16 protein-coding genes are annotated in these 16,663 nt (G+C 71.7%); 4 read left to right on the top strand and 12 right to left on the bottom strand.

All coding sequences use genetic code 11. The features are described from left to right. Window positions 1–22: 22 nt before the first annotated feature. The 11 genes from ACZ6K0_RS12785 to ACZ6K0_RS12735 form a co-directional block, all read right to left on the bottom strand. Window positions 23–910: an amidohydrolase family protein gene (locus ACZ6K0_RS12785; RefSeq protein WP_469232002.1), complete on the bottom strand. Its 888-nt coding sequence runs from the start codon at window positions 908–910 to the stop codon at window positions 23–25. Beyond that, window positions 907–1,935: an aldo/keto reductase gene (locus tag ACZ6K0_RS12780; RefSeq protein ID WP_469232000.1), complete on the bottom strand. Its 1,029-nt coding sequence runs from the start codon at window positions 1,933–1,935 to the stop codon at window positions 907–909. Before ACZ6K0_RS12780 ends, ACZ6K0_RS12785 begins: the two co-directional genes overlap by 4 nt. Next, on the bottom strand, window positions 1,935–2,699 hold the full coding sequence (locus ACZ6K0_RS12775; protein ID WP_469231998.1) for an SDR family NAD(P)-dependent oxidoreductase: 765 nt from the start codon (window positions 2,697–2,699) through the stop codon (window positions 1,935–1,937). The genes ACZ6K0_RS12780 and ACZ6K0_RS12775 overlap by 1 nt, the downstream gene beginning before the upstream one ends. Then, window positions 2,696–4,069, bottom strand: coding sequence for an enolase C-terminal domain-like protein (locus ACZ6K0_RS12770; protein WP_469231997.1), 1,374 nt, complete (start codon window positions 4,067–4,069; stop codon window positions 2,696–2,698). The genes ACZ6K0_RS12775 and ACZ6K0_RS12770 overlap by 4 nt, the downstream gene beginning before the upstream one ends. A gap of 7 nt (window positions 4,070–4,076) precedes the next feature. Next, window positions 4,077–4,928 carry a fumarylacetoacetate hydrolase family protein gene (locus ACZ6K0_RS12765; protein ID WP_469231996.1) on the bottom strand — a complete coding sequence of 284 codons (852 nt, stop codon included), beginning with the start codon at window positions 4,926–4,928 and terminating at the stop codon, window positions 4,077–4,079. Window positions 4,929–5,039: 111 nt separating this feature from the next. After that, window positions 5,040–5,363 (bottom strand): L-rhamnose mutarotase, encoded by a 324-nt coding sequence (locus ACZ6K0_RS12760; RefSeq protein ID WP_376399222.1) that lies wholly within the window; start codon window positions 5,361–5,363, stop codon window positions 5,040–5,042. Next, entirely contained in the window at window positions 5,360–6,904 is a 1,545-nt protein-coding gene (locus tag ACZ6K0_RS12755) for a sugar ABC transporter ATP-binding protein (protein WP_469231994.1), read from the bottom strand. The genes ACZ6K0_RS12760 and ACZ6K0_RS12755 overlap by 4 nt, the downstream gene beginning before the upstream one ends. Then, window positions 6,901–7,956 carry an ABC transporter permease gene (locus ACZ6K0_RS12750; protein WP_469231992.1) on the bottom strand — a complete coding sequence of 352 codons (1,056 nt, stop codon included), beginning with the start codon at window positions 7,954–7,956 and terminating at the stop codon, window positions 6,901–6,903. Before ACZ6K0_RS12750 ends, ACZ6K0_RS12755 begins: the two co-directional genes overlap by 4 nt. Continuing rightward, on the bottom strand, window positions 7,953–8,957 hold the full coding sequence (locus ACZ6K0_RS12745) for an ABC transporter permease (RefSeq protein WP_376399530.1): 1,005 nt from the start codon (window positions 8,955–8,957) through the stop codon (window positions 7,953–7,955). Before ACZ6K0_RS12745 ends, ACZ6K0_RS12750 begins: the two co-directional genes overlap by 4 nt. Before the next feature lie 125 nt (window positions 8,958–9,082). After that, complete coding sequence (locus ACZ6K0_RS12740; RefSeq protein ID WP_376399213.1) at window positions 9,083–10,171, bottom strand: mandelate racemase/muconate lactonizing enzyme family protein; 1,089 nt, start codon at window positions 10,169–10,171, stop codon at window positions 9,083–9,085. A 50-nt stretch (window positions 10,172–10,221) separates the two neighbouring features. After that, on the bottom strand, window positions 10,222–11,331 hold the full coding sequence (locus ACZ6K0_RS12735; RefSeq protein WP_469231989.1) for a sugar ABC transporter substrate-binding protein: 1,110 nt from the start codon (window positions 11,329–11,331) through the stop codon (window positions 10,222–10,224). 236 nt (window positions 11,332–11,567) lie between these two features. Between ACZ6K0_RS12735 and ACZ6K0_RS12730 the strand changes: the two genes are divergently transcribed. The 4 genes from ACZ6K0_RS12730 (at window position 11,568) to ACZ6K0_RS12715 (ending at window position 15,634) form a co-directional block, all read left to right on the top strand. Then, the gene (locus ACZ6K0_RS12730) at window positions 11,568–12,281 is read left to right on the top strand and encodes a GntR family transcriptional regulator (protein ID WP_469231987.1); all 714 of its coding nucleotides are present in this window, start codon (window positions 11,568–11,570) and stop codon (window positions 12,279–12,281) included. 115 nt (window positions 12,282–12,396) lie between these two features. Beyond that, window positions 12,397–13,845, top strand: a complete 1,449-nt coding sequence (locus ACZ6K0_RS12725) for a Gfo/Idh/MocA family protein (protein ID WP_376399204.1) — start codon at window positions 12,397–12,399, stop codon at window positions 13,843–13,845. A gap of 141 nt (window positions 13,846–13,986) precedes the next feature. Continuing rightward, complete coding sequence (locus tag ACZ6K0_RS12720) at window positions 13,987–14,988, top strand: NEW3 domain-containing protein (protein ID WP_469231985.1); 1,002 nt, start codon at window positions 13,987–13,989, stop codon at window positions 14,986–14,988. Between the two features lie 142 nt (window positions 14,989–15,130). Continuing rightward, a complete protein-coding gene (locus ACZ6K0_RS12715) occupies window positions 15,131–15,634 on the top strand; it encodes a DinB family protein (protein WP_376399199.1) in 504 nt (167 codons plus the stop codon). A 54-nt stretch (window positions 15,635–15,688) separates the two neighbouring features. Here the strand turns inward: ACZ6K0_RS12715 and ACZ6K0_RS12710 are convergent, their stop codons facing one another. Next, the gene (locus tag ACZ6K0_RS12710; protein ID WP_469231983.1) at window positions 15,689–16,465 is read right to left on the bottom strand and encodes a MerR family transcriptional regulator; all 777 of its coding nucleotides are present in this window, start codon (window positions 16,463–16,465) and stop codon (window positions 15,689–15,691) included. Window positions 16,466–16,663: the final 198 nt, after the last annotated feature.

Genomic DNA, 16,663 nt, shown 5'->3' with positions numbered 1-16,663 from the left:
GACCCAGGGGGTGCCCGGCGGATCACGGCCGGACACCCCCTGGGTCGGGCCGGTGACCGGCTACGGGCGTCACCCGGTAGACCCGCCGCGCGGTCCCGGCCCACACCTCGTCCCGCTCGGCGGGGTCGAGCGCCGCGAGCAGCTCCCCGGTGACCGCCACGACCTCGCCGTAGCCCGCCGCCAGCGTGCTCACCGGCCAGTCGGAGCCGAACATGAGCCGCCGCGGCCCGAAGGCGTCGATCACGGTGTCGGCGTACGGCCTGAGGTCACGGACGGTCCACGACCGCCGGTCGGCCTCGGTCGCCATCCCGGAGAGCTTGCACACCGTGTTCGGCAGGGCGGCCAGTTCGCGTACGCGCCCGGCCCACGGCTCCCGCTCGCCCGACGCGATCGGCGGCTTGCCCAGGTGGTCGAGGACGAACGTCAGACCGGGGACCGCCGCCGCCGCCCGCGTCGCCGCGGGCAGCTGGTGCGGCAGGACCACGAGGTCGTACGCGAGTCCGGCCGCCGCGACCGCGCGCAGCCCCCGCAGCACCTCCGGCCGCGTCAGCCAGTCAGGGTCCGCCTCGCCCTGGACCTGATGCCGGATCCCGCGCAGGAAACCCCCACCCGGCAGCGCACGCAGCCGGGCGAGCTCGTCCGCGACGCCCGGCGACGTCAGATCGGTCCAGCCGACGACCCCGCCGATCAGGTCGCCGGCCGAGGCCAGGGCGAGGAACTCCGGCGTCTCCTCGGCCACCGTGACCGTCTGGACGAGCACCGTGGCCGCGACCCCGGCCTCCCGGGCCTCGGCCTCCAGCTCGGGCAGGAGGAACGACCGGCGCAGCGGCGCGAGTTCCGGCCCCTCGATCCACTCCTGGTCGCGGACGCCGAGGTCCCACAGATGGTGGTGGGCGTCGATGACGGTCATGTCGCACTCCTCGCGGGCACCGGCACACCGGCCGGCAGCAGGCCCTGTGCCCGCAGACCCTCCCACACGGCCTCGGGAAGGGACCGCTGGAACTGCTCGGCCGCGTCCCGGACCTCGCCGGCCGACCGAGCCCCGACGAGCACGGACGCGACCGCCGGATGCCCGAACGGAAAGCGGAGCGCCGCCGCGCGCAGCGGCACTCCCTCCGCCTCCGTGACCCCGCGCATCCGCAGCGCCCGGCGCACCAGCGCGTCCGGGGCCGTGGCGTAGTCGTACGTGGCGTCCGGCGCCGGTGCCGCGAGCAGCCCGGAGTTGAACACCCCGCCGATGATCACGCTCGTGCCCGCCGACGCCGCGGCGGGCAGCAGCTCCTCCAGCGCCTCCTGGTCGAGCAGCGTGTACCGCCCGGCGCACAGCACGGCGTCGACGTCCGTGTCCGTCACGAAACGCGTCAGCATCCGGGTCCGGTTCATGCCCACGCCGATCGCCCGGACGACTCCCTGGGCCCGCAGCTCCTCCAGCGCCGGATAGGCCTCCTTGAACGCCTGCTCCTCGTGGTCGTCGGGGTCGTGCAGGAGGACCACGTCGACGTGGTCGAGCCCGAGCCGGGTGAGACTGTCCTCCAGGGAGCGGCGCACGCCGTCGGCGCTGAAGTCCCAGCGGCGCCGGTGCGTGGCCGGTACGGCGAATCCGTCGGCCCGGTCGTCCCCGCCGCCCTCGTACGGCTCAAGGACCCTGCCGACCTTGGTGGACAGGGTGAAGCCGTCCCTCGGTCTCGTCCGCAGCGCCGCCCCGAGGCGGCGCTCGGACAGGCCGAGGCCGTAGTGCGGGGCGGTGTCGAAGTAGCGGATCCCGGCCTCCCAGGCCGCCTCCACCGCCGCTGCCGCCGCCTCCTCGCCGACGTCCTCGAAGAGACCGGCGACGGCGGCGCCGCCGAAACCGAGCGACGTGACGGGGACACCGCTGCGACCCAGGGTGCGGGTGGGCAGCGCCGGCCCGGCACCGCCGCCGCTCGACGTGGGCATCACCGGGCCTCCGGCCGCAGCCGCAGGCCCTGCATGCCGCCGTCCACCGCGAGCGCGGTGCCGGTGACGGAGGCGGCGGCGGGGCTCGCCAGGTACACGATGGCGGCGGCGACCTCGCCCGCGGTGACCAGCCGGCCCATGGGCTGGCGGGCGTCGAGCGCCGCCCGCTCGGCGGCCGGGTCCGCCGCCTGGTCGAGCAGGCGGCCCACCCACGGCGTGTCGGCCGTACCGGGGTTCACGCAGTTGACGCGGATGCCCTCGCGGACGTGGTCCGCCGCCATGGCGAGCGTCAGCGAAAGCACCGCCCCCTTGCTGGCGCTGTAGAGGGCGCGCTGCGGAAGTCCGGCCGTGGCCGCGATCGAGCACGTGTTGACGACGGCGGCGCGCGCGGAGGAGCGCAGGTGGGGGAGGGCCGCGCGGGTGGTGCGGACCATGCCGAGGACGTTCACGTCGAGCACCCGGTGCCACTGGGCGTCGTCGTTGTCCTCGACCGTGCCCGTGGCGCCGATGCCGGCGTTGTTGACCAGGATGTCGATGCCGCCGAGGTCCTCGGCCACCGCGGCGACGGCGGACCGCACGGACGCGTCGTCCGACACGTCGGCCGTGTACCCCCTCAGCGGCTTCTCCACCCCCGACGGATCGAGGTCCAGCACCGCGACGGCGGCACCCCGGGCGGCCAGCAGGTCCGCCGTCGCCCTCCCGATGCCGGAGGCACCGCCGGTCACCACGGCCCTGAGGCCGGACAGTTCCCTCAGTTGATTCATGGGGTGTCTCCTTGCTCCTGCTCGGCGAGATCGGCGGCCCAGAAGGTCCCGTCCGGGTAGCGGTAGGCGGCGAGCGAACCCGCGTGCATCTCCGAGGAGAATCCGGGCGCCACGGGAGCCGTGTAGTGCCCGGCCGCGAGGGTCACGGGGTCCTTGAAATGCTCGTGCAGGTGGTCCACGTACTCGATCACCCGGTCCTCCGTCGTCCCGGACAGTGCGACGAAGTCGAACATGGACAGATGGCGGACCAGTTCGCACAGGCCGACGCCGCCGGCGTGCGGGCAGACGGGGACCCCGTACCGCGCCGCGAGCAGCAGGATCGCCAGGTTCTCGTTGACGCCGCCGACGCGGGCCGCGTCGATCTGGAGGACGTCGATCGCACCGGCCTGCAGCAGCTGCTTGAACACGATGCGGTTCTGGACGTGCTCGCCGGTCGCGACCTTGACCGGGGCGACGCCCTTGCGCACCGCCGCGTGCCCGAGGATGTCGTCCGGGCTGGTGGGCTCCTCGATCCAGTAGGGGTCGCCGTCGGCCAGCGCGTTGGTCCAGTCGATCGCCTCGCCCACGTTCCAGCGCTGGTTGGCGTCGACCGCGATGCGGATGTCCGGCCCGACCGCCCCGCGCGCCGCGCGCAGCCGCCGTACGTCGTCGGCCAGGTCCGCTCCGACCTTCAGCTTGATCTGGGTGAAGCCGTCGGCGACCGCCTGGCGGGCGAGCCGGACCAGCTTCTCGTCGGAGTAGCCCAGCCAGCCCGGGGAGGTGGTGTACGCCGGGTAGCCCTGCGCCAGGAGCCGCTCCTCGCGCGCCGCGGCGCCCTCCTTGCCCCGGGTCAGGAGGTCCACCGCCTCCTCACGGCTGAGCGCGTCCTCGATGTAGCGGTAGTCGACCTGGTCCGCGAGCCATTCCGGCGCGGCGTCGGCGAGGAACCGCCACACCGGCTTGCCGGCCCGCTTGGCCGCCAGGTCCCACACCGCGTTGACGACCGCGCCGATCGCCATGTGCATCACGCCCTTCTCCGGGCCGAGCCAGCGGAGCTGGCTGTCGCCGATCAGGGCGCGGCTCACCGAGCCGGGGTCGGCGCACACCGTGTCCACCGACAGGCCCACGACGTGCTCGCGGAGCGCGGCGATCGCCGCGGCCTGCACCTCGTTGCCGCGTCCGATGGTGAAGGTGAAGGCGTGCCCCTCGCACCCGTCGCCGGCGTCGGTCCGCAGGATCACGTAGGCGGCCGAGTAGTCGGGGTCGGGGTTCATCGCGTCGGAGCCGTCGAGCTCGCGCGAGGTGGGGAAACGGACGTCGATCACGTCGACACCGGTGATGCGCGCCGTGCCGCCGCTGTTCCTCTTGCCGTTCATGTCGTCGCTGTCCATGTCGGCCTCACGCGTCCCGGAACGTCTGTCGCTGGCTGCCGAGTCCGTCGATGCCGAGCTCGACCGTGTCGCCCGCCCGCAGATACGGCGTGCCCGGCAGCCCGAGGGCCACGCCGGCCGGGGTCCCGGTGTTGATGACGTCGCCCGGCTCCAGGACCATGTACTGGCTCAGGTACCAGACGATGTGCGCGACCGGGAAGATCATGTTCTTGGTGGTGCCGTCCTGCCGGGGCACGCCGTTGACGTTCAGGCGCATCCCGAGAGCCTGCGGGTCCGGCACCTCGTCGGCGGTCACCAGCCAGGGGCCGAGCGGGTTGAACGTCTCGCAGGACTTGCCGAGATCCCACTGCGGGGACAGTTCGAGCTGGAACGCCCGCTCGGACACGTCGTTGCTGACCGCGAAGCCCGCGATCACTCCGGCGGCGTCGGCGGGCCCGTCCAGGTAGCGGGCGCGGCGGCCGATCACGACCGCGAGCTCCACCTCCCAGTCGGTCTTCTCGGAGCCGCGGGGGACGAGCACCGTGTCGTGCGGTCCGACGACGGTGCCGGGGTCCTTCATGAACACCACCGGGCGTTCCGGCGCCGCGGCTCCGGTCTCCTCGGCGTGGTCACGGTAGTTGAGACCGATGCACACCACCTTGCCCGGACGGGCGACGGGCGGGCCGACGCGCAGCCCCGTGGCGTCGAGGACGGGCAGCGTGCCGGCGCGCAGGGCCGCTCCGACCCGTTCGACGCCGCCGGAGGCCAGGAACGGCCCGTCGATGTCACCGGTCACGCCGGTGAGGTCGTAGGTGCGTCCGTCGTCGGTCAGGACGGCCGGGCGCTCGGCGCCAGGCGCGCCCAGGCGCAGCAGTTTCACGTGGTTCTCCTTGCGGGGGCGGCGCGTCGGCGCCGCCGGACGGTTCGGGTTCTTGCGGGGCCGTGACGTGCGGTCTCGCGGGCGAGGTCTTCGGGCCTGTGCTCCCGCGGGCTACTCCATGAGGAAGACCTGCTCCGCCGACGCCCACCACTCGCCGGGCGCGGCCTCTTCCACGGGCCGCTGACAGGGGGCCGTGAGCCGCCACCAGTCCTGTGTCGCCGGGTCCTCGGCCATGAGCGCCAGGTCGGCGGCCAGGTCGTCGCCGTGGTACTCGAAGTAGCTGAACAGCCGGTCTCCGAGCAGATGGATCGAGTAGTTGGCGATGTGGGAGCGCCGCAGCCGGTCGAGGACGGGCCCGGGCACGGCGCGGTGCAGCTCGCGGTACGCGTCCGCCTTCCCCGGGCGGACGCCGACGACCTGCGCGACGCGCTTCACGGGGTCGCGCCCTGCGCGGGCACGGCCGGGACCGGACGGTCGTGGATGGTACGGATGATCCGGCCGCTCATCCGGTCGTAGTCGTGGTCGTTGTCCACCTCGCCGCGGATGCGGTGGTCGGCCATGACGACGACGCGGTCGGCCAGGGTGACCATCTCGGCCAGGTCGCTGCTGATGAGCAGGATGGGCAGTCCGCCGCGGGCCAGTTCCCAGATCAGTTCGTGGAACGCGTGCTTCGTGCGCACGTCCACGCCGACGGTCGGTTCGTCGACGACCAGCAGCCGGGTGTCGGCGGCAAGCCATTTGGCCAGGCTCACCTTCTGCTGGTTGCCCCCCGACAGTTCGCCGGCGTTCTGCTCCAGGCCGGAGATCCGGATGCCGAGGCGGTCGACGAGGTCCTGCGCGACGTCCCGCTCCTTCCGGGACGACACATGGCCGAGGGCCTTCGCCAGCTTCCTCCACACCGTGACGGTGATGTTCCGGAGGACCGGCTGGTCCAGGAAGACGCCCTCCTCCTTGCGGTTCTCGGTGAGATAGCCGATGCCGTACTCGTGGAGTGCCTGGCGCGGTGAGCCGATCCGCGCGACCTTCCCGTACACCCGGATCTCACCGCCGGTGACGCGGTCCAGGCCGAGGACGGCCTTGACCAGCTCGCTGCGGCCGGCGCCTACCAGGCCGTACAGCCCGACGATCTCGCCCGGGCGGACGTCGAGGGAGACGTCCCGATGGCCCGCCGCCGTCGAGAGCCGGTCGAGGGAGAGCGCCGGGGCGGCGGACGTGTCCACGGTGCGCGGGGTCATGTCCGTCACCGCGTGGGCGCGGCCGACCATGAGGGTGACCACGTCGTCCTGGGTGTGCTCGGCGAGCGGGGCCGACTCCAGTACGGAGCGGCCGTCGCGCAGGACGGTGACGGTGTCGCAGATCGCGAAGACCTCCTCCAGCTTGTGGCTGACGAAGACGACGCAGGTCCCGCGTGCCGTGAGCCGGCGCACGACGTCGAAGAGGTGCTCGGCCTCCTGAGGGGACAGCGAGGCGGTCGGCTCGTCGAGCAGGAGCACCCGGCTGTCCGTGTGGAGGGCCTTCGCGATCTCCACCAACTGCTGCTGCGCCACGGACAGTTCCCGCACGGGACGGTGCGGGTCGATGTCCAGGCCGAGTTCGGCCAGGCACCGCAGGGCCGGTGCGGTCATCGCCTCGCGGTCGATGAGACCCCGGCGCGACGGCGGGTTCTGCAGGGTGATGTTCTCCGCGACGGAGAAGCCGGGGATCAGGTTGCGTTCCTGGTGGACGACGCCGATCCCGGCGCCGGATGCCTCCAGGGGCGAGCGCAGACGCAGTTCCCGGCCGGACCGGACGAGCCGGCCGCCGTCGGGCGGATGCACGCCGGTGATCACCTTGATCAGCGTGGACTTGCCCGCGCCGTTCTCGCCCAGCAGCGCGTGCACGGAGCCGGCGGTCAGCCGCAGGCCGACGCCGTCGAGGGCACGTACCCCGGGGAAGACCTTGACGATGTCTTCGCATTCCAGCAGGACCTCGCTCATCGTGCCCCTCCCGGCTGTGCGCCCGCTTCCGACGGCACGGGTGGTGTGCCGCCGGGCGCCCTGCCCTTCTTGTCGAGGTGGGTCTGGTGCATCCGGCCGCCGACCACCGTGCCGAGGACGACCAGACCGATCAGGAAGTTCACCCAGCTCGGGTCGAGCGAGAACTGGGCACGGGTGGTGTCGATGAGGCGCATGACGAAGGCCGCGAGGACCGTGCCGAAGACCGCCACCGAACCGCCCGTCAGCGCGACGCCGCCGATGATCGGAGCCGCGAAGCTGGGGAGCAGCCAGTCTCCGCCGACGCTGCGGTTGACACCGGGCAGCGAGGCGGTGGCGATCAGCGCGGCGACGCCGACGAGCAGGCCCGACACGGTGTGCGCGAGCACGATCTGCCGGTCGGTGGAGATGCCCGACAGCCGGGCCGCGAGCGGGTTCCCGCCGGCGGCCAGCAGCCGCCGGCCCGGGACGGTGCGGTACATGAACGCGGCGAGCAGCGCCGCCGCGACGAGCGCGGCCACGAACACCAGCGGGATGTTCAGCGGCGCGGCGCGGCCGAGGTCCCGCAGCGTGGCCGAGTATCCGTCGATCGTGCGCGTCCCGGAGAGCCGGTACTGCGCGCCCAGCAGGATCGTCATGGTGCCGAGCGTGACGATGAAACCGTTGATCTGGGTCGCGACGATGAACAGGCCCGTCACCAGCCCGATCAGCGTGGCGGTGAGGACGCCGATCAGCACGGCGAGGCCCGCGGGGACACCGCTGTCGGCCATCAGCACACCCATCAGACAGGCGGTGAAGCCGCCGAGCGCGCCCACGGCCAGATTGAGCTGCCCGACGCACAGGGCCACCATCTGGGCCAGCCCGATCAGGATCGGAGTGGCGAGGTACTGGAGGAACGTGCGGAGGGAGGGGCCTTCGAAGAAGGAGCCGGAGGAGGCGACGCCCAGTGCCACGTACCCCGCGAGGACCACGCACAGCAGCGTCGTCGTCGTGGAGCGGGAGAAGCGGCGCAGCGCCGGCAGGGCGGCGGCCCTGCGGTCCTGGAGCGTGGTCATGTGGAGCGCACCACCTTGCGATAGGACACGACGGTGCGTACGCGATCCGCGGACAGGGCCAGCAGCAGGACGCAGCCGAGGTAGATGTTGAGGCTTTCCAGGCCGACGCCGAGCAGGTCGAGCCCCTTGCGGATCACCCCGACCAGCGAGGTGCCGAGCAGCGCGCCGACGACGGAGACGACGCCGCCGGTGAGGAGGGTCCCCCCGAGGACCGCGCCCAGGAACGAGGGGAGCATGAAGTCGTCGCCGATGGACGCGCGGAACGTGCCCGTACCGACGGCGGCCATGAACCCGGCCAGCGCGGCGAGCAGTCCCGAGAGCGCGTGGGCCAGGACGATCCTGCGGCCCGTGGGGATGCCGGACAGCTCGGCGGCCGCGGGGTTCGCACCGGTGAGCAGGAGCTCGCGCCCCATGCGCGTACGGGCGTAGAGGAAACCGAGGCCGACGAGGGCGAGCAGGGTGAACTGGGCGATCTGCGGTACGGCCGCGGAGCCGCAGACCGGCCCCAGGCAGATGTCCGCGAGCGAGGAGGAACGCAGTTCCGCGAGCCCGGCGGGACGGGTGGTGAACGCGGCGTTCTCCGTGAGCGCCGAGTAGAGCAGGGAGACGAGCCCGAGGAGCGCGAAGTCCATGGCCAGCGTCACGACGAAGGAGTTCACCCCGGTACGGGCGATGATCCAGCCGGTCACGGCCCCGATGGCACACCCGGCCACCAGGCACAGGACCAGGCCGAGCGGCAGCGGCAGCGCGAGCCGGTCGTAGCCGAACCCGGCGAAGAACGCGCCGAAGGCGGCCATGCGCCCGACGGCGAGGTTCATGTGCCCGACGGAGAGCACCACCATCTGCGCCAGGGCCACCACCGTCAGCGTGGAGATGTCCCGCAGGAGCGGGAAGAGCACCAGCCGCTCGTCGAAGAACGCCGGCCGCAGGACGCCGAACAGCGCGGCGAGGGCGACGACGAGTACGAGGAGCCCGAGCCGCTGGTTGACCCAGAACGGCAGCCGGTGCGCCGGGCGGGCCCCGCCGGCGGGGCGGTCCGTCTCGCTGTCGGCGCCGCTGCCGGAGCTGCCGGAGCTGCCGGAGCTGCCGGTGCTGTCGGAGCTGTCGGATGGAGCGACGACCGCCTTCACGACACCCTCCGCCGGTCGATGGCGTCCATGTCCCAGTCGATCCCGATGCCCGGCTCGTCCGGAGCGACGGCCAGACCGTCCCGTACGGTCATCTCCGTGCGGGTGACCGCGCGCAGCTGCGGGATGTACTCCACGTACGCGCCGTTGGCGACGGCGGCGACGAGACTGACGTGCAGCTCCATCAGGAAGTGCGGGCAGACCTGGACGTTGAAGGTCTCCGCGAGGTGCGCGACCTTCAGCCACGGAGTGATCCCGCCGACCCGGGCCACGTCGACCTGGACGACGGAGGCGGCGCCCGACTCCAGATAGCTGCGGAACTGCATGGGCGCGTACATCGACTCGCCGACCGCGATCGGGATCCGGGTCGAGCGGGCGAGCCGGGCGTGGCCGCTGATGTCGTCCGCGGGCATGGGCTCTTCGAGCCAGTACGGGTCGTACGGTTCGAGGGCGGCGGCCAGCTGCACCGCCGAGGACAGCGACTGCGACTGGTTCGCGTCGGTCATGATGTGCAGCGAGGACCCCACGGCCTCGCGCACGGCGCGCAGGCGCTCCGCGTCCTCGGCGACACGGGGCTTGCCGACCTTGATCTTGACGCCGGAGAACCGCGCCTCCTGCGCGGCGAGGGCCGACGCGACGAGCTCCTCGGTGCCGAGGTGGAGCCAGCCGCCCTCGGTGTCGTACACCGGGATCTCCCGGCGGTGGCCGCCGGCCAGCCGCCACAGCGGCTCTCCGGCCCGCTTGCAGCGCAGGTCCCACAGGGCCGTGTCGATCGCGGCGAGCGCGAGCGAGGTGAGGGCCCCGGTGGTCGTGGCGCGGGTCAGGCCGAACAGCTCCTGCCAGAGCCCTTCGACGTTGCGTGCGTCCTTCCCCGCGAGGAGGGGCAGCAGGTGGTCGCGCAGCAGCGCCAGGACGGAGGTGCCGCCGGTGCCGATCGTGTACGCGTAACCGGTTCCCTCGATGCCGTCCGTCGTCGTCAGGGTGACGAGGATCGTCTCCTGCTTGACGAACGACTGCACCGCGTCCGTGCGGTCGGTCTCCACCGCGATGTCGGCCAGCAGGGCCGTCGCTTTCGTGATGATGGTCATGGGCGTGTGCTGACTTTCTGTCGTCGTGCCGGGACGGTGTACCGGGACGGTCAGCCGCAGGAGAGATACGTGTCGGCGAACTGCTTCTTGAGCTCCGCGGTCTTGGCCTTGCGCGCCTCGTCGTACGTGCCGACGTTCGCCTTCGTGACGACGAAGGAACCCGAGTCGACGATCTGACCGGGCTTGGCCATCGTGCACTGCTTGCTCTGCAGCAGGGCGAGCGCCCAGGTGCCGATGTCCGCCTGGCCCACGGGGTTCTGGACGACGGTGGCGCTCACCGAACCGTCCTTGATCGAGGAGAGGATCTTGGCGTCGTCGTCGATCGCCACGACCTTGGCCTTCGAGCCGGACTCGCGGACGGCCTCCGCCGCGGCGACCGCCGGGTTGTACGCGGTCGAGACGATGCCCTGGATCTGCGCGCCCTTGGCGGCGAGCAGGTCCGAGACGGCCTTCTGCGCGGTCTGGAGGTCCTTGTCGATGTCGGTGATGGTCTGCAGCAGGGTCACCTTGCCGCCGGTCTCCTTCACCGCCTTCTCTACGCCCTTCATCCGCAACCGGGTGTTGGCGTCGACGTTGTTGCCCGTCACGTGGACGAGCGCGCCCTTGCCGCCCATCGCCTCGATGGCGGCCTGCGCCGCCTTGTACGCGGCGAGTTCCACGTCGGTGGACAGACAGAAGTCGGCCTCGTTCCTGCCGCCCGCCGGACAGGAGGCGAGGGAGGCCACCGCGAAGCCCTGCGACTTGAGGTCGGCGAAGGTGGTGTTGATGTCGGTCGGCGAGACGCCGAAGACACCGAAGGCGTTGTAGCCGCGGGCGGCGAGCGTCGAGAGCAGGTTGTTCTGCTTCTGCTGGTCCCACTCGGCGGTCTCGTCGAAGGCGACGTCGCCCAGCTTGAGCGACTTCCCGGTGTCGATGCCGGTCTGCTTCCACGGCTGGAAGTAGGGGTGGGCGCCGCCGGGGACGAGAGCGACCTTGGTCCGGGAGCCGTCGGCGAGTTCGGCGGTTCCCGCGCCGCCCGCGTTGGCGGTCGCGGAGCCGGCGGCGGGCGCGGAGCCGGTGGCCGCGGGGCCGTCCGAGGACTTCACGGTGCATGCCGTCGAGGCGAGGGCCAGGACGGCGAGGGTGGCGGCCGCGGACAGCGCGGATCTACGGAGGGTCATGATGGTTGCCCCACTCGAATCAAATAGGATTCCGATGCCGCGATGCTGGGGGAGCCGGGATCGCCCCGTCAAGACCTCGTCGTCGAATATTTGCCCCAGGCCCGGCACTTGCCCGTGGTGAGCTGCCGAACTTCCCTTCTCGGGGCGTGACTCCGGACGCGGGGTGTGTAGCGCTCCAAGGGTGCGTCAGGTTGAATCACATAGGATTCTGGGTTCCTGGAGGGGAGAGCAGCGCTATGCCGGTCAACACCGATGGATCGACTGATGGATCAACCGCGAAGCGTGAGGTGCTGGGGGACAGCGTCTACGAGTCCGTCAAGGCGATGGTGATGGATCACGTGATCGAGCCGGGCGCACGGGTCGGCATCGAGTCGCTGTCCCGCACGCTCGGCGTGTCCGCCACTCCGGTGCGCGAGGCGCTGGCCCGTCTTGAGGCGGACGGCCTGGTCGTCAAGCGGTCGCTCTCGGGCTACCGCGCCACCGAACTCCTGGGCCGGCGAGGGGTGGAGGAGCTCTTCGAGATGAGGCTCCTGCTGGAGCCGCGTGCGGCCGCCCTCGCCGCCGAGCGCGTCGGCGACACCGCGCTGGACCGGATCGAGGCCCTGGTGGAGGAGATGCAGGGCCTGCCCGACAAGGGCCACAGCTATGCCGTCTACGGCCGCTTCGCACTGCTCGACCAGCGGTTCCACGACGCGCTCGCCGCAGCCTCGGGGCGCACGATGCTCGCCGCCGCGGTGGAGCGGCTGCACACGCACCTCCACCTCTTCCGGCTCAGCCCGGTCACGGGCGGCAGCCCCGCCACGGTCGTGGAGCACAGCCGGATCCTGCGCGCGGTGCTGCGGCGCAACCCCGAACGGGCCGAAGGGGCCATGCGCGAGCACCTGGAGCTCAGTCTCGGGCGGCATCTCAGCCGGTACGAGGAGGCGGAATCCCTCCAACTGAATGCTTGATTCTGTTTGTAACGCTGGCCTAATGAGCATCTATTGACATGCATGCGGCGTGCCGGTCAGAGTCGTCCCCGCCAGTTCCCGCAGTTCCCGCAGATCTACGAGGAGCGATTTCCCCATGCCTGAAATCCCCGCAGTCTCACGGCGCTTGGTCCTCGGGGGCGCGCTGGCCACAGGGGCGCTCGCGGCCGGGGTCGGCTCGGCTCACGGCGCCGCCGCGGCGGCGAACGCCACGGCCGCGGTGCCGGAATCCGCCGATCCCCGCCGCCGGGCGGGCCAGAAGTCCATGATCGATGTCCCCTACGCCGTGCACCGGACCGTGCGCGTCGGCGTCATAGGCCTCGGCAACCGGGGCCACGGCATGGCCGCGGGCTGGGCGGTCGTCCCGGGCTGTCAGGTGACCGCCGTCTGCGACATCCGCGCGGACCGTGCCAAGCGCACCGCGGACAGCCTGGTCGCGGCCGGCAAGCCGCGGCCCGCCGAGTACGGCGGCTCCGACGATTCGTACGCGCAGATGCTCAAGCGCGACGACATCGACCTCGTCTACATCGCCACTCCCTGGGAGTTCCACTACCAGCAGGGCAAGGCCGCCCTGCTGGCCGGCAAGCACGTCGTCGTCGAACTGCCCATCGCCACCGAGCTGGAGGAGCTCTGGGACCTGGTCGACACCTCGGAGCGCACGCGCCGGCACCTGATGCTGTCCGAGAACTGCAGCTACGGCCGCAACGAGCTCGCGATGCTGAAGATGGCGCACGAGGGGCTGTTCGGCGACGTCACGAACGGCCACGGGGGATACCTGCACGACCTGCGCGCGCTGCTGTTCTCGGACACGTACTACACCGACTCCTGGCGCCGCCTCTGGCACACGCGCAGCACCGCCAGCTTCTACGCCATGCACGGCCTCGGCCCCATCGCCGCGGCCATGGACATCAACCGCGGCGACCGGATGACGGTCCTGCGGGCCACCGCGACCGAGCCCAAGGGGCTGGCCGACTACCGCGAGCGCTTCATCCCGAAGTCGCACCCCTCGTGGAACGAGACCTATGTCAACGGTGACCTGGTCACCTGCCTCATCGACACGGCGAAGGGCCGCGTCATCCGCGCGGAGCACGACGTCAGTTCGCCCCGCCCCTACAGCCGTATCAACTCCCTCGCGGGCAGCCGGGGCATCTTCGAGGACTACGCGGGCGTCGACTCGGCGGGCGCCGGCCGGATCTACGTGGAGCCCGACCACGGCGGCCACGCGTGGCGCGACTTCGGCGCGTACCGCAAGGAGTTCGACCACTGGCTGTGGAAGAAGATCGGCGACGACGCCGCGAACAACGGCGGCCACGGCGGCATGGACTACGTCCTGCAGTGGCGCACCGTCCAGCTGATGCGCGCCGGACTCGTGCCCGACATCGACGTCTACGACTCCGCGGCGTGGTGCGCGCCGGTTCCGCTGAGCGTCAAGTCCCTGGCCATGGGGGGCCGTCCGGTCGCGATCCCCGACTTCACCCGCGGCTCCTGGGTCAATCTCCGCATGGGCCTGGACTCGCGCGCGACCGACATGCCGCCGGTCGCCTGACGGATCCCGGTCCGGGGCCGGCCACCGCCCCCCACCAGGAACCGCCCCTACAGGTGCCGCCCCCCCCCAGGAACCGTCCCCCCACCAGGAACCGCCCCCTCAGGTACCGCCCCCTCAGGAACTCCTACGAAGGATTCGACCATGAGACCAGCCGGATGGATCACCTCACTCAGAGCCGTGGCGGTGGCGGGAGCGATGATGCTCGTGCCCGCGCAGGCCGTGGCGGCCGCACCGGCCGCACCGGCCGAGCCCGTGGAGGCGCGAACCGAGGTGAGCATCTCGGCCGTCGACCTGGACGGCCCCGCCATCTCGACGGTCAAGGTCACCGTCAAGAACGCGGGCCCTGAGCGCATGCGCTCCCTGAAGGTGTCGTTCGCCGGACCGGTCGGCTGGGCCGTACAGCCGTCCGTTCGGACGGTGGAGGGCAGCCTGGCCAAGGACGCGTCCGCGGAGGCCGAGTTCCGGATCCAGGTTCCCGAGCGGCGCCCCGGATTCATGGTGCGGACCTTCACGGCGACCGCGACCTACAGCGGCGGAGACGGCATGGGGTCGGCCACGGGCACGCGCTCCGAGCGGACCGGGACTCCGCAGCCGAACCTCGCCGCGGCCTACAACGGCGTCGCCATCACGGACGAGACCCACACCACGCCCGGCGACTTCGACGGCGAGGGAAACAGCTTCTCGGCGCAGAAGCTCGCCGCGGTGGGGCTGACTCCCGGCGCGTCCGTCGACGCCCTCGGGGCGCGGCTGACCTGGCCGGACGTGGCCGCCGGCACCAAGGACAACGTGTCGAGCGCCGGTCAGGCGATCACCCTGGCGGGTTCGGGCAGCAAGCTGGTGTTCCTGGGCTCCGGGGTCACCAGTGCGGCCACCGGCAGTGCGACCGTCCACTACAAGGACGGCACCAGCGTCCAGGGCTCGTTCGGCTTCCCCAACTGGTCCTTCGACCCTGCGAACGCCCACGGCGCGACCCTGGTCAAGTCCACCGACGGCCGCAACAGGCCGAGCGGGTACGGGAACGCGGGCATCGCCTACCGGGTGTTCGCCCACGCGATCGCGATCGACCCGGCCAAGCAGATCGACTTCGTCGTGCTGCCGAGCAACGCGAACATCCACCTCTTCGCCATGGCCGTCGCCCCCTGATCCACCGCGGGCAGGCCGTACGCACGCGAACCGCACCGCCCTGGACCGAGCATGGTCCAGGGCGGTGCGAGCGGTTCCACCCACCACCCCGCCGTCCATAATTGCCTCGACACCGGCAGGGCGATCGGGGACGCTTCGCGCGATGACGAGAATCGACGACACACCGCCCGCGTGGGACGAGCGCACCCAGCTCACCACGTTCCTCGACTACACACGCGACACCGCCCGCGCCAAGTGCGCCGGCGTCTCCGCGGAGAACGCCAACCGATCGCTCCTTCCGGGCTCACCCCTGATGACCATGAGCGGGTTGATCAACCACCTCCGCTGGGTCGAGTACTACTGGTTCCAGGTGGTCTTCCTCGGCGAGGAGGACCAGGGCCCGTGGACCGATGAGGATCCCGACCGCGAGATGCGCATCGCCGTCGACTTCCCGCTCGCGCAGCTGCTCGACGAATACGCCGAACAGAGCGCCCGCTACCGCGAACTGGTCGCCGGACACAGCCTCGACGACCAGGCCAAGCGCGTCCGGAAGGGCCTCCGGGTCGACCTGCGCTGGATCCTCCTCCACCTCACCGAGGAGACGGCCCGCCACAACGGCCACCTGGACATCCTGCGCGAACTGCTCGACGGCACGACCGGCGGCTAGTCCGGAGCCGGAGCCGGAGCCGGAGCCGGAGCCGGAGGGCTGGGTGCGCGGCCGTTACTGATGCGGGATGTCGATGCCGGCCGCGCGCAGGTTCGCCTCGACCAGGGCGTTCAATCGGGCGATGGACGGCTCCTGGTCTTCGCGGTGGTGGTTGACCAGCCCGTATCGGGCGGCCGTGTCGGACGGCTTCCGCGGTCCGGTCGGCGTCGTCAGGAGGGCGCGGTCGGCCAGGAGTTTGTCGGCGAGTGCCGCCGCCAGTTCGTTGATCCGCGGGTCATCGGGAGCCCAGGTCCTCGCGTCCAGGCCGCGCTTGGTCAGGTCGATGAACTCGGGATCGTCCAGCCCGTGTTCCAGCCGGGTCAGGAAGCTGTCGAAGATCTCCGGGACCAGCGCCCGGGTCAGCACCAGAGCCTCTCGCTGCGTGGCCACGTAGTCGGGTCGGAAGCCGAGTTCGGCGAGGCGGTCCAGGACCTCGCAGGCCCGGTCGGGCAGCAGCGCCCGGTCCCCGTGGGCGAGGCGGTGCAGGGTGTCGCGGCGTGCCGTCAGCTCCTCGATCTGCTCGGTGAGACGGCGATGAACGTCGTCCAGGGTGGAGGCGAACCGCTCGGGTTCGGCGTCGAGCAGCTCGGCGATCTCGGCCAGCGGTACGCCGGCCCCGGCCAGGGTCCGGACCTGGACCAGCCGCAGCAGCTCGGCCGACCCGTAACGCCGGTAGCCGGAGCCGTCGCGTTCCGGCTCGGCGACCAGGCCGAGTCGGTGGTAGTGCCGCACGGTCTTGATCGTGACGCCGACGAACGCCGCCGCCTGACCGATCGTCAATCCTTCTGCCATGGGCTCGACACACCTCCGGAACGTGGGTGACCCCGCCCTCCCCTTGAGGTGCGGATCGCGGTCGATCGCACGGGTGAGAGTAACGCGCGCCTTCGCCCGCTGATCTTCGTCGCCACGGAGTTGACCTTGACCTTGGGTCAGGGTGAACGCTCATCACATGGCCGCCTCGAAGGGGACCCGGGAAGCCGGGCTCCGTGG

This window comes from Streptomyces sp. NPDC042346, assembly GCF_055581845.1.
The sequence above is the reverse complement of the archived record's forward strand: the minus strand, read 5'-3'. Positions and strand labels throughout refer to the sequence as shown.